This is a genomic window from Streptomyces pathocidini (assembly GCF_001418495.1).
Taxonomy (GTDB): Bacteria; Actinomycetota; Actinomycetes; order Streptomycetales; family Streptomycetaceae; genus Streptomyces; species Streptomyces pathocidini.
Genome location: NZ_LIQY01000205.1, coordinates 1 through 13,182 on the forward strand (window position 1 = coordinate 1; position 13,182 = coordinate 13,182).

9 protein-coding genes are annotated in these 13,182 nt (G+C 72.0%); 1 reads left to right on the forward strand and 8 read right to left on the reverse strand.

What is annotated here, in order from left to right:
- Positions 1 to 213: 213 nt before the first annotated feature.
- From AOK16_RS11735 to AOK16_RS11745, 3 genes are read right to left on the reverse strand one after another with little or no spacing between them, the layout of a single operon-like run.
- Positions 214 to 2,556: an ABC transporter permease gene (locus tag AOK16_RS11735; protein ID WP_055472202.1), complete on the reverse strand. Its 2,343-nt coding sequence runs from the start codon at positions 2,554 to 2,556 to the stop codon at positions 214 to 216.
- Positions 2,553 to 3,239, reverse strand: a complete 687-nt coding sequence (locus tag AOK16_RS11740) for an ABC transporter ATP-binding protein (protein WP_055472203.1) — start codon at positions 3,237 to 3,239, stop codon at positions 2,553 to 2,555. The genes AOK16_RS11735 and AOK16_RS11740 overlap by 4 nt, the downstream gene beginning before the upstream one ends.
- On the reverse strand, positions 3,236 to 3,760 hold the full coding sequence (locus AOK16_RS11745; RefSeq protein WP_055472204.1) for a PadR family transcriptional regulator: 525 nt from the start codon (positions 3,758 to 3,760) through the stop codon (positions 3,236 to 3,238). Before AOK16_RS11745 ends, AOK16_RS11740 begins: the two co-directional genes overlap by 4 nt.
- Before the next feature lie 252 nt (positions 3,761 to 4,012).
- Between AOK16_RS11745 and AOK16_RS11750 the strand changes: the two genes are divergently transcribed.
- Positions 4,013 to 6,232: a transglycosylase domain-containing protein gene (locus AOK16_RS11750; protein ID WP_055472205.1), complete on the forward strand. Its 2,220-nt coding sequence runs from the start codon at positions 4,013 to 4,015 to the stop codon at positions 6,230 to 6,232.
- Positions 6,233 to 6,280: 48 nt separating this feature from the next.
- Here the strand turns inward: AOK16_RS11750 and AOK16_RS11755 are convergent, their stop codons facing one another.
- From AOK16_RS11755 to AOK16_RS11775, 5 genes are all read right to left on the reverse strand, one after another.
- On the reverse strand, positions 6,281 to 7,744 hold the full coding sequence (locus AOK16_RS11755; RefSeq protein ID WP_055472206.1) for a catalase: 1,464 nt from the start codon (positions 7,742 to 7,744) through the stop codon (positions 6,281 to 6,283).
- A gap of 221 nt (positions 7,745 to 7,965) precedes the next feature.
- Complete coding sequence (locus tag AOK16_RS11760; protein ID WP_055472207.1) at positions 7,966 to 10,275, reverse strand: ATP-binding SpoIIE family protein phosphatase; 2,310 nt, start codon at positions 10,273 to 10,275, stop codon at positions 7,966 to 7,968.
- A 45-nt stretch (positions 10,276 to 10,320) separates the two neighbouring features.
- Positions 10,321 to 11,007, reverse strand: coding sequence for a class I SAM-dependent DNA methyltransferase (locus AOK16_RS11765; protein ID WP_055472208.1), 687 nt, complete (start codon positions 11,005 to 11,007; stop codon positions 10,321 to 10,323).
- 233 nt (positions 11,008 to 11,240) lie between these two features.
- Positions 11,241 to 11,906 carry a cytidylyl-2-hydroxypropylphosphonate hydrolase gene (fomD, locus tag AOK16_RS11770; RefSeq protein WP_055472209.1) on the reverse strand — a complete coding sequence of 222 codons (666 nt, stop codon included), beginning with the start codon at positions 11,904 to 11,906 and terminating at the stop codon, positions 11,241 to 11,243.
- Positions 11,907 to 11,984: 78 nt separating this feature from the next.
- Positions 11,985 to 13,182 (reverse strand): class II fumarate hydratase (locus AOK16_RS11775; RefSeq protein ID WP_055472210.1); only part of this gene is annotated, 1,198 nt, incomplete at its 5' end.

Below are 13,182 nucleotides of genomic sequence, written 5' to 3' on the forward strand. Positions count from 1 at the left end.
GTGCAGCCGCGTACGAAACCTGTGCTCCCGGCGAGGGTTGGCGTTCCGGAGCGGCAACGCTCCGGTGGGTGGCGGGGCCCGTGCGCCGGGTGCGGGTTCCGGTGTGCCCACCCGTTCCGCCCTTGCGGAACGCCTGCCCACACCGGAACGGTGGCGCGTGCCCACGCAGGAGCGGTGTGTCGCTCAGCGTGAGCGACCTGGCCGAGCCGGAGGCTACTCCGTGCGGAGGCCGTCGGGGCGCATCAGGCGCCATAGCGCTGGGAGCGCCAGCAGGGTGACCAGGAGGACGACCGCCGCGCCGATCCCCGCCATCGTCGCCACCGCCACCGCGTCGACCGTCATCGACGCGCCCGCCATCTTCTGCAGGACCGCCCCCAGTCCGAGCCCCACCGCGGTGGCCAGTGTGAGGCCGAGGGTGATCGGGACGGCCGTCTGCCACAGGACCGACAGGGACAGTGTCGAGCGGCGCGTCCCGAAGGCCAGCAGCGCGGAGAGGAGTTTCCGCCGTTCCCGCAGCTGTTCCAGCTGCGACACCAGCAGGCTGGCCCCGATCAGCAGCATCACGCACGCCGCTCCCACCAGCAGCCCGGTGCGGATCGAGGCGAACCGCCGGGACTGCTCGCTCGCGGCCAGGGTCTGTACCTGGGCGAGTGGCGAGGCCTTCGCGGCGGCGTTGCGCACGTACTCCCGCGCGTCCGGCACGGATTCGTCCAGTTTCACGAACACCTCGCTGTGCATGGCGAGCGCCGCCCCGGCGGGGAACGCCTTCGGCGTCACGAACAGCCCACCGGTGATGTTGCCCGTGGGGTCCTTGCGCGGCTGCGCCTTCCGGATCCCCTCCGGCAGTCGCCACGGCACCTCCGCGCCCTTGGAGCTGCCGAATCCCGGGTCGAGGTGGACGGTCCGGCCGGCCTTCGCCAGCTGCGCCGTGTACACATCGGTGGGGGCGTCCCGTACGGCGAACACGTCTCCGTCGCGGCAGGACGGCAGCTCGGCGATGGCACGCAGCGCCGCGCAGGTGCCGACGTGGACGGCCATCGTCTTGCCCGGGTCCCTGCGGGTGTCGCCCGCGTAGGTGCTGGAGACCGGCGGGGTGACCCGCGCCACTCCGTCGGTGTGCGCCAGCTGCCGGGCCAGCGCGCTGATCTGAGCGGAGGACTCGGGCGAGGTCGGCGCGGAGACGGCCATCTGCGCGCGGGAGAGGTCGTTGTCCGTGGCCCGGGTGTAATCGCTCTCGACCCCGGTGAACAGCATGTGCAGCGCGATCGCCCCGGCCACCGCGACCGCGATCCCGTTGACCAGCCGGGCCGCCGCGCCGCTGGTCAACTGCATCCGGCGGACGGCCAGTTGCCAGGAGACGGGCCCGGCGCCGAGCCGGGCGACGACCGCCTCGACCAACCACGGCAGCAGCGCCGTGACGCCGACGAGCAGCAGCACCACACCGCCGATGACCATCGCCTGGTTGAAGTCCCCGCGGGAGCGGCCCTGCCCGATCATCGGGTAGAGCAGCCCGAGCCCGGCCAGCGGCATCAGCAGCCGCCACCACAGCCTGCGCCGCGCGGGTTTGGCCGTACGGACGACCCCGAGCGGTTCGATCACCACGCCGCGCAGCGCGAACAGCGTCACGCCCACCGCGGCGGCCGGAACCGCGACCAGGATCAGCAGGGCGAGGGCGGGGGAGGGGTTCAGGTCGTGCGGGAACACGCTCATCTGCAGGACCTCGACGCCCCCGGCCCACTGCCGGCCGAGCAGGAACACCACCGCGCCGACGGCCAGTCCGAGCAGCGAACCGGCCAGTGCCTCACCGGCCGCGATCCGCCGCGCCGTCCGCCCGTCGGCTCCGATCAGCCGCAGCGCGGCCAGCCTCCGGTCGCGCCGCTCGCCGCCGAACCGCACGGCCGTGGCGATGAACACCGCGACCGGCATGAGCAGCACGATGAACACGATCAGTGTGAGCAGGAGCAGCACCGGGTCCATGCGCGGCGCCGGCTCGCCGGTCGTGCCGTAGTGGTCGATGCGCTGGGTCGGGCCGTCCCCGAGCCGCAGGGTGTCCGAACCGGCGATGTAGGCCAGCTCGCTGGGGCCGATGAGGCCCGCGTCGCCGATGGTGCCGACGATCCGTTGGTCGAGCCGCTCGCGCAGCAGCGCTCCCTCGCCCGAGGCCAGCAGTTCCTTCAGCGCGGGTGAGACGACCATCTCGCCGGCGCCGGGGAAGCGGGAAACCCCCGGCGGCAGCGGGGCCTTGGGGCCCTCCGGCAGCATGATCCGGCCGCGGACATCCTCCTGCCGGTAGCGGTCGTCCGTCGGCATGACGAGGACGGTGTCGTCGGCCTTGGACACCGGCCCGCCGCTGTACGTGATGTCGGCGCGGGCCTCGCCGCGCGCATCGCGGTTCGCCAGCGCGCTCGGGATGGCGGTGGTGAGCAGCAGCAGGGCGACGCCCAGGCCCACGCCGACGGCGGTGAGCAGGGTGCGCGTCCACCCCTCGCGCCCGCCGGAGAGGGCGAACCGCGTGCCCATGCCGAGATCGCGTATCCAGGTCTTCGGCGCGCTCATGAGGAGCGCTCCAGATCGCGCGACCGGCCGTCGCGTACGACGATCTCGCGGTCCGAGTACGCGGCCACCCGCGCCTCGTGCGTCACCAGCACGACGGCCGCGCGCGTGGATCGGGCCGCCTCGGTCAGCAGCTCCATCACCCGCTCGCCGTTGAGCGAGTCGAGCGCGCCGGTCGGCTCGTCCGCGAACACCACGCGCGGCCCGGTGACCAGCGAGCGGGCCACCGCCACGCGCTGGCCCTGTCCGCCGGAGACCTCGCCGGGCCGCTTGCGGGCCAGGCTGTCGATCTCCAGCCGCTCCAGCCAGCCCAGCGCGGTGCCTTCGGCGGCCTTGCGTGCCACGCCGTTGAGCCGCAGCGGCAGCGCCACGTTCTCCAGGCAGGTGAGCTCGGGCACCAGCTGCCCGAACTGGAAGACGAAGCCGAAGTCGCCCCGGCGCAGCGCGCTGCGCTCGGCGTCGCCCATGGCCGACAGCTCGCGGCCGTCGTAGGTGATGGTGCCCGAGTCGGGGGTCACGATCCCGGCGAGGCAGTGCAGCAGCGTCGACTTGCCGGACCCCGAGGGGCCCATGACGGCCACGACCTCGCCCGGGTGGATGGAGAAGTGGGCGCCGTCGAGCGCGTTGGTGGGTCCGTACGCCTTGCGCAGGTTCTCGGCGGTGAGCAGGGAGCCGGCGGGGGTCATGCCCGTACCTCCGCGGCGAGTGCGTCGAGCCGGGCGGCGGTGAGCTCCAGCCACCGCAGGTCCGCCTCCAGGTGGAACAGGGCGTGGTCGCAGATCAGTTGGTCCGCGAGGTCGCCGGTGCGCTTGCGCTCGGTCAGCTCGCGCATCAGCCGCAGGTGCTCCGAGCGCTGCGCGTCGAGCAGGTCGGCGGCGCTGCGGCCGGTGAGCAGTGCGAGGACCACCTTGGTGAAGAGGGTGGACTGCAGATACGGCTCGGGCTTCTCCGGTTCGGCGAGCCACTGGGCGACGTCGGTGATCCCGGCGTCCGTGATCGCGTACCGCTTGCGCTCGGGGCCGCCGCCGGGCTCGACGCCCTCGACCTCCACGAGTCCGTTCTTCAGCAGGCGCGACATCGTCGAGTACACCTGCCCGTAGTGCAGCGGGCGGTCGTGGCCGAAGCGCTGGTCGAAGGCGCGCTTGAGGTCGTAGCCGTGGCGCGGGCCGGACTCCAGGAGTCCGAGCAGGGTGTGGCTTATGGACATGACCGAGACTCTACACCAGGCGTATACATGCGATGTATAGCCGAGGTGTATACGTACAGTGTTCAGTCGCGGCGCGGGTGGGCGCCCGGCCCGCCCGGGCAACCCTCGAGGCTTCTCGCAGGTCAGTTCCCATGGGCGGGGGTGCTGATTGTCACGTCCGGAAAAGCCTTGTTCGGTGAGCTTTTGGCCGAAGATGCGGTGTTAGCGTCGTGAGGTTTGCCGGGGGACGCAAGGAACGGGAGCTGGGCTGAGATGGGACGACCGAGAGCGAAGCGGGCCGGAGGCGGCATACGCCGCCTCTTCACCTGGCGGAAGGTGCTGGGCGCCGTCCTGACCGTGGGCGTGCTCGGCATCGGCACCTTCATCGCGCTCTACATAGCCGTCGACGTGCCGGACGCCAACGCGGACGCCAAGAAGCAGGCCAACGTCTTCATGTACGACGACGGCTCGATCCTGGCCCGCGCGGGCTCGGTCAACCGCGAGATCGTCCCGTTGAGCCAGGTGCCCAAGGCCGTGCAGCACGCCTTCGTCGCGGCCGAGAACAAGACCTTCTACCAGGACTCCGGCGTCGACCTGAAGGGCACGGCCCGCGGCCTGGTCAACACCGCCCTCGGGCGCGGCAAGCAGGGTGGCTCGACCATCACCCAGCAGTACGTGAAGAACTACTTCCTCGACCAGGAGCAGACCGTCTCCCGCAAGGCCAAGGAGCTGATCATCTCGCTCAAGGTCGACCAGGAGATGAGCAAGGACGACATCCTCGCCGGCTACATGAACACCAGCTACTACGGGCGGGGCGCGTACGGCATCCAGGCCGCGGCCCGCGCGTACTACGGCGTGGACGCCAGGGACCTCACCGTCGAGCAGGGCGCGTACCTCGCCGCGCTGCTCCAGGCGCCCAGCCAGTACGAGTGGTCGGGCGCGAGCGAGACCTCCCGCAAGCTCGCCCTCCAGCGCTGGAACTACGTGCTGGACAACATGGTCGGCATGGACTGGCTGGACGCGGGCGCGCGCTCCCGGATGGACTTCGACACGCCGATCGCGCCCAAGCCCCCCGCCGGTCTCGACGGCCAGGCGGGCTACCTCGCCAAGCTCGCGCAGGACGAGCTGGCCGCAGCGGGCGTCGACAAGGCGGAGTTCGACGCCGGCGGCTGGCAGATCAAGCTCGCCATCGACAAGAAGAAGCAGCGGGCCCTGGAGGCCGCCGTGGACGACAAGCTCCGGACCGACCTGGACCCGGAGAAGCGGAAGGTCGACTCCCACGTCCAGCCGGGGGCCGTGTCCGTCGACCCCAAGACGGGCCGGATCGTGGCGATGTACGGCGGCGAGAGCGCCACGAAGCACTACACCAACAACGCCACCCGCCGCGACTACCAGCCCGCCTCCACCTTCAAGCCGCTGATCCTCGCCGCCGCGCTGGAGAACTCCTCGAAGACGCAGGCCGGTGCCCCGATCAAGGCGAGCACGGTCTACGACGGCACGAGCAAGCGCCCGGTCAAGGGCAGCACCATCCCGTTCGCGCCGGAGAACGAGGACGACAGGAACTACGGCCCGATCAGCGTCCAGAAGGCCATGAACAAGTCGGTCAACTCGGTCTTCGCGCAGATGGCCGTCGATGTCGGCCTGGACAAGGTCAAGCAGACCGCGATCAACCTCGGCATGAGCGAGAAGGCCGGCGGCTTCGAGGCCAAGCCCGCGATGTCGCTGGGCTCGATGGGCGGCAGCCCGCTCGACATGGCCGCGGCGTACGCGACGCTCGACAACCACGGCAAGAAGGTCACCCCGCGTCTGGTGCTGTCCGCCGAGCGCGGTGACCAGAAGGTCGACCTGCCGGAGGAGCAGGAGGGCGAGCAGGTCGTGGACCGCACGACCGCCGACACCGTCACCTCCGTGCTGGCCGGCGTCGTCGACGACGGCACGGGCGCCGTCGTGCGCTCCGCCGGACTCGACATCGCGGGCAAGACTGGTACCTCGGACGACAACAAGTCCGCCTGGTTCGCGGGCTACACCCCCGAACTGGTCACCACCGTCGGCCTGTTCGGCGAGGACGCCGAGGAGGGCGGCAAGCAGGTCACCCTGTACGGCACGGGCGGCGGCGGCCGGGTCAACGGCAGCGGCTACCCGGCGCAGATCTGGGCCGACTACACCCGGGCCGCGCTGAAGGGCGAGTCGTCCGCGGAGTTCGACCTCGACACCGACCAGGGCGCCGCGATCACCCTGCCCTCCACCACGCCGACCGCCCCGCCGACGAGGCAGGGCCGGGGCCCGGACCCGACCCACTCCACCCCGGGCGGCCAGGACCCGTCGGACCCGGAGTCCCCGACGGACCCCCCGACGGACCCGGGCAGGCCGACGACCCCGACCATCCCGCCCACGGACCCGGTGACCCCGACGGCTCCCCCGACGAAGCCCACGCCCCCGACGCCGTCGGACCCGGCCGAGGAGGACGACCCCAACACGGGTCACAACGGCTGACGGCAGAGCCGGGGCGGCTGCTGACCCGACCGCCGTACGGGCAGGCGGTCAGCCTCCGTTGACGTTCTGGGCCACTCGGTCGCCCAGGTTCTTGTCCACGTTGCGCCAGTACTGGATCGCGCGGTCGAGGACCGGGCGGCTGACCCCCTTCAGGAGGTGGCCGGAGATGTTGGCGACCAGGCGGTCGCGGGCCGCGTCGTCCAGGACCTCGCGGACCATCGTGCCCGCCTGCCCCCAGTCGTCGTCCTCGCGGTGCAGCGAGTACGCCTCGCGCACCATCTCGCCCGCCGTCTCCCAGCCCGCGGGATCGCCGAAGCGGGTGGTGTCCGCGGCCGGACCGCCGTACGAGTTGGGGGCGTAGACCGCGCCGACCCGGTTCGGCTCGTACCGCATCGGGCCGTCCTTCGCGTAGGAGTGGACGGGCACGTGCGGGCGGTTGGGCGGCAGCTGCGCGTAGTTGGGGCCGATGCGGTACCGGTGGGTGTCCGCGTACGAGAAGATCCGGCCCAGCAGCATCTTGTCCGGCGAGACGCTGATCCCCGGCACCAGGTTCGACGGCTCGAACGCGGCCTGCTCGATGTGGACGAAGAAGTCGTCCGGGTTCCGGTCGAGCGTCATCCGGCCGACCTCGATCAGCGGGTAGTCGCCGTGCGGCCAGACCTTGGTCAGGTCGAAGGGGTTGAAGCGGTAGTCCGGCGCGTCCTCGAACGGCATGACCTGGACGTACATCGTCCAGGAGGGCGCGTCGCCCGCGGCGATCGAGTCGAAGAGGTCGCGGCGGTGGAAGTCGCCGTCCTCGCCCGCGAGCCGGTCCGCCTCCTCCTGAGGGAGGAAGTCGATGCCCTGGTCGGTCTTGATGTGGTACTTGATCCAGAACCGCGTGCCGCCGCCGTTGACCCACATATAGGTGTGCGAGCCGTAGCCGTTCATGGTGCGGTAGCTCTTCGGGATGCCGCGGTCGCCCATCAGCCACGTGACCATGTGCGCGGACTCGGGGGACAGCGTCCAGAAGTCCCACTGCATGTCGTTGTCGCGCATCGCGCTGTCCGGGCGCCGCTTCTGGCTGCGGATGAAGTCCTGGAACTTCATCGGATCGCGGACGAAGAAGATCGGGGTGTTGTTGCCCACCAGGTCGTAGTTGCCGTGCTCGGTGTAGAACTTCAGCGCGAAGCCGCGCGGGTCGCGCCAGGTGTCGGGGCTGCCCTGCTCGCCCGCGACCGTCGAGAAGCGGGCCAGCATGTCCGTGCTCTTGCCGGGCTGGAACAGATCGGCCTTGGTGAACTGGCTGACGTCGTGGGTGACGGTGAACCTGCCGTACGCCCCGCTGCCCTTCGCGTGCACCACGCGCTCGGGGACCCGCTCCCGGTTGAACTGGGCCATCTTCTCGATCAGATAGTGATCGTGCAGCAGGATCGGGCCGGTGTCGCCGACGGTGAGCGAGTGCTCGTCGCTCTGTACCGGTACGCCGTGGTTGCTCGTCGTATACGGGACCTTCTGGGGAGAGTCGGTCATCGGGAACGCCTCGCTGTGCGCATGGTGAGGATTTATCCGGCTATGTCCACTTCGCAGTGAACTCCGCCGACGAGCCGTCGGCAACCCTGCCGAGCCCCGGACGCCCCCGGCCGTACGGGCGGGAAACCCTCACCGATCTCCAGACGCCCGTGCTCCCTCGGCTCCTCCCGCGCCAGACTGCGCCAGACGCCTGTGCCCCCTCCTACGCCTTCTGCCCCCTCCTACGCCTTCGCCGGCTGTGTCAGCTCGAACCACACGACCTTGCCCGTGCTCAGCCGGGTCGCACCCCAGCGCCGGGCCAGCTTGTTGACCAGGTACAGCCCACGCCCGTCCTCATCCGAGGGGCGGGCCTGCCGCAGCCGCGGCAGCTGCGGCACGTCGTCGCCCACCTCGCAGCGCAGCACGTCGGTCCGCAGCAGCCGCAGCGTGATCGGCCGTCCGGCATACCGAACCGCGTTCGTGACGACCTCGCTGATGAGCAGCTCGACGGAGTCGCTCAGCTCCTCCAGGCCCCAGCGGGCCAGCGCCCCGCGCGCGAGCCGGCGCGCCTTGCTGGGCGCGCGCTCGTGCGGATCCAGGTACCAGTACGCGACGTCGCTCGGCGCGATCCCGTCGAACCGGGCGGCCAGCAGCGCGATGTCGTCGTCCCGGTCGCCCGGGCCCACGATGTCCAGCACCTCGTCGCACAGCGGCTCCAGCGGCGGCGGGTGGTCCACGCCCGTCAGCCTGGCGGTCGCGACCAGCTTCTCCCGCAGGGCCTCTATCCCGGTCCACACGTCCCGCAGCCGGGACTCCACCAGGCCGTCGGTGTAGAGCAGCAGCGTCGCCCCGGCGGGCGCGTCCAGCTCCACCGCCTCGAAGTCCACCCCGCCCACGCCGATCGGCGCACCCGGCGGTACGCGCAGCACCTCGGCCCGGCCGCCCAGGTGCAGCAGGACCGGCGGCGGATGGCCCGCGTTGGCCACCACGATCCGGTGCGCCACCGGGTCGTACACCGCGTACAGGCAGGTCGCCATGCGGTCGCTGCCGAGCCGCTGCGCCTGCTCGTCGAGGTGGTGCAGCACCTCCTGCGGCGGCAGGTCGAGCCCGGCGAGGGTCTGCGCGGTGGTGCGCAGCTGACCCATGATCGCGGCGGAGGTCATGGAGTGGCCCATGACGTCCCCGACGACCAGGGCCACCCTGCTCCCCGGCAGCGGGATCGCGTCGTACCAGTCGCCGCCGACCCGGGCGGTCTCGGCGGCCGGCAGATAGCGGCTGGCCAGGCGTACGCCGGTGGGCTGCGGCAGGTTCTCCGGGAGCATCGTGCGCTGGAGCGCGTCCGCGATGTAGGCCTCGCGGCCGTACAGCACCGCCTTGTCGACGCCCAGCGCGGTGTGCGTCGCCAGCTGGGCCGCCACCAGCAGGTCGTCGGCCTCGAAGGCGGGCCGGTCGGGGCGGCGCAGGAACACCGCGGCGCCGATCACCCGGCGGCGGCCGCGCAGCGGGGCGAGGATCGCCCGCTGGTGGTCCGGTATCGCGTGGCCCGGGCCGAGCAGTTCGGGCAGCGCGGCGCGCGCGGCGGCCGAGTCGCCGAACACCGGCCGTACGCCGCGCAGCACTTCGGCCAGCGGGCCGCCCGGCTGCACCTCGGCCAGCTCCGCCGCGTGGATGTCGGGCTGCATCGGTACGGACGGCAGTCGGCCGCCGTCGGAGTCCGGCTCCTCGGGGATCCGGTCGGTGCGCCGCAGCCGCAGGACGAACGGGCCCACCGGGCGCTCGTCGCCCACCGGCATGGGGTTGCGCAGGTAGACGAGGATGACGTCGGCGAAGGTCGGCACGGTCGCGCGGCACAGCCCGAGCACGATCTCGTCGAGGTCGATACCGCGCGCGATCCGCCGCGTCGCGGCCCCGACGAACCGCAGCCGGTCGCCGTCGCGGGTGGTGGCCAGGGCGGCGTCCTTGACCGCGCTCGCGGCGCTCGCCGCGCTCACCCCGCCCGCCGCGGAGGCGGCGGCCAGCGCCGCCGCATCGGCCACTTGGGCAACTTCCGCCACTTCGGACACCGGCTTCGCCACCTCGGTCACTTCGGTCACCGGTTCCTCCCGCCCGGCCGGCGGCCGGGGCGCGGCCGTCTCGGACATCGGCTCGGACGCGGCCCGCTGATGCCCCACCGCCGCCCCCGCACTCGTACGTTCCGGCCCCCGGCTCTTCTTGGTCCTGCCGCTCCGCCGGGAGGCCCCGACGGCGGCGTTGGCGTCACCGGCGCGCACCGCGCCCCGCTCGCCCGGTGCCGGGCGCCGCGTGCCACCGGGCTCCGGGTCGCCCGGGTGCGGGGAGCCGCCCGGGGGTTCGCCCGACGGGCTCGCCGTCGCGCGGTCGCGGCCGCCCGATGCGGCCGCCGCCGCCGCGATGCCGTCCGGCACGGGCCGCGGGGCGTCGCGGCGCGCGCCCGTCGGCTCGGGCGGCACGACGAACTCGGCCGGCACCGCCGGTGCGGGCAGGGCTGAGGTGGCGGCCTGGCGGCCGCCGTGGGGGGTCGGGTACTCCGTCACGCGTGGGATTCCATCCATCCGGGGCTGCGCGTCGGGCGCGCGGGGTCAGGCGCGTCGTCGGCAGTTGAGGAAGAGCTGGATCTCGGGCGGTACGTCCGTACTCGCCGGGGCGTACGCGTACGTTTCCTCCCCGGCGATGTCGAACCCCGCATCGCTCACGACCTGGCGCAATTCGTCCCTCACGTAACCCGATACCCGGATCGTGTGGCCCAGGAACGGAATCGAGAAGTCGTCCACATCCGCTTCGACCATGGACAGCGCCAACAGGCCATCGGGTCGCAGCAGTCCGTGCAGCAGCCGCAGCGCCTGCGGGATCTCCCGGCGCGGCAGCATCGTCAGCGAGAAGAACGCGGTGACCCCGTCGAACCGGCCCACCCCCTCCGGGCCTTCGGCGCTCAGCGCCGCCAGGTCCGCCACGCGGAACTCGGCGGCCGGCACGTTGTCCCGGGCCAGCTTGACCATGACCGGCGAGAGGTCGACCCCCACTACCCGGTGCCCTGCCGCCACGAGTTGGGCCGCCGTCGGCGTGCCCGTACCGCATCCCGCGTCCAGGACACGGGAGTCCGCGGGGAGCGTCTCGGCCAGCCAGCGGCCGGCGGCGAGCTGCCCCTCCTTGCGCGGGTACGCCTCGTCGTAGCGGTCGCCGATCGCGTCGAACGCCTCCGCCTGTCCGGCCCGGTCGACCGCCGACCGGTCGAACTCGGCATACCCGTCGTGGTCGTCTCCGCTCACGACTCCACCTCTCCAGTCCTCCGCCGCTGCCGGCGGTGACGTGCGGTCAAACCTTTCCGATGGCCCGGGAGTTGTGCCCTTACTGCTCGCCCGTTCAGTGTGCGGGGTGCCGCGGAGGACGATCCTACGGTCGGTGCACCAGGAAACATCAAGTCCCGCCCGCCGAAGATTGTTTCCGCAGCTTGTCCAGAGTTGTCCGCAGGACGTTCACGAACGCCCCCTTCCGGCGGCCGTCATGTGGCCAGCCCTGCGGGAACGCGATCCCAGTCGCCCGGGAGCTCCGGCACGGGCCAGGCCGGATCCGGCCGCCAGTTCTCCCAGCCGTCCCGGAACGGTGTGCCCCAGGCGCCGATCCGTTCGACCGCCGCCCGGCCGGCCGCCCGTACCCGCTCGGCCTTCGCGGCGTCCATCAGGCCCGCACGCTGCGCCTGCGCGAACTCGTCCTCGTCACGCCACTCCCAGCCGCGGTCCGGGTGGACGACGATGTCCAGGAAGTGGTCCTCGGAGTCGACGCCGCCCGCCCACCGGCGGCGCGGCTCCTCCAGGTTCACGTACCAGTTCTTGAACCGCCAGTCCGGCTCCCAGAACAGCCAGACGGACCACGGCTCTTCGGGCCCGGCGAGCTTCAGCACACCGGTGCCGAACCAGCGCGAGCGGGCCGCACGGCGCGGCTTGGTGTAACGGGTGGCCAACGGCTCCAGGTGCACCGGAGTCCCGTCCCCGAGCACCGGCTTGACGCAGTTCGTCCCCGGCGCCATCCACACGGCGAGCAGCTCGGGGGAGTCCTGGACGACGGTCACGGGGCGGCAGATGTGAACGCTGTCGGTGCCGTTGCCGCGGTACCGCCAGAGGATCTGCTCCCCCGGGGCCCAGCGCGCCTGCGTCGTCCTCGCTGTCATGACCAGATCTTAGGTGCACATCGCATACACCGCTGTGGCCTGCGCAACGGGGGAGCGTCACGTTACGCGGATGTCATCTCACGGACGCGTCATCCGCAACACGTCCAGCGCCTCGTCCAACTGCTCCAACGTCAGGTCCCCGCGCTCCACGTAGCCCGACTCCAGGACGACTTCGCGGATCGTCCTCCGCTCGGCGAGCGACCTCTTGGCGACCCTCGCCGCCTCCTCGTATCCGATGTAGCGGTTCAGGGGCGTGACGACGGACGGGGAGGACTCCGCGTACTCCCGGGCCCGTTCGGCGTTGGCCGTGATCCCGTCGACCGTGCGGTCGGCCAGCAGCCGGGCGGAGTTGGCCAGCAGCCGTACGGACTCCAGCAGGTTCTTCGCGATGACCGGCAGCATCGCGTTGAGCTCGAAGTTCCCGGACGCGCCGGCGGTCGTGACGGTCAGGTCGTTGCCGATGACCTGGGCCGCGACCATGAGAACGGCCTCCGGGACCACCGGGTTGACCTTGCCCGGCATGATCGAGGAACCCGGCTGCAGATCGGGCAGGTTGATCTCGGCGAGCCCGGTGCGCGGGCCCGAGGCCATCCAGCGCAGATCGTTGGCGATCTTCGTCAGCCCGACCGCGATCGTCCGCAACTGGCCCGAGGTCTCCACGAGCCCGTCCCGCGCGCCCTGCGCCTCGAAGTGGTCCCGCGCCTCGGTCAGCGGCAGCCCGGTGGCCTCGGCGATCTCGGCGATGACGGCGGCGGCGAAGCCGGGCGGGGTGTTGATCCCGGTCCCGACGGCCGTTCCGCCGAGCGGCAGTTCGGCCAGGCGCGGCAGGGAGGCCCGCAGCCGCTCGACGCCGTACCGCGTCTGCGCCGCGTACCCGCCGAACTCCTGCCCCAGCGTCACGGGCGTGGCGTCCATCAGATGCGTACGGCCCGACTTGACGACCTCCGCGAACTCCGCGGCCTTCCGCTCCAGGGCGGCGGTGAGGTGTTGGAGCGCCGGGATCAGATCGTGGGTCACGGCAGCGGTGGCGGCGATGTGGATCGACGCGGGGAAGACGTCGTTGGACGACTGGCCGGCGTTGACGTGGTCGTTGGGGTGGACGGGGGAGCCGAGGCGCTCGCTCGCAAGGGTGGCGATGACCTCGTTGGCGTTCATGTTGGACGAGGTGCCGGAGCCGGTCTGGAAGACATCGACGGGGAAGTGGTCGTCCCAGCGCCCCTCGGCGACCTCCAAGGCCGCCTCGTGGACCGCCCGGGCCACGAGGCGGCCTTGGAGG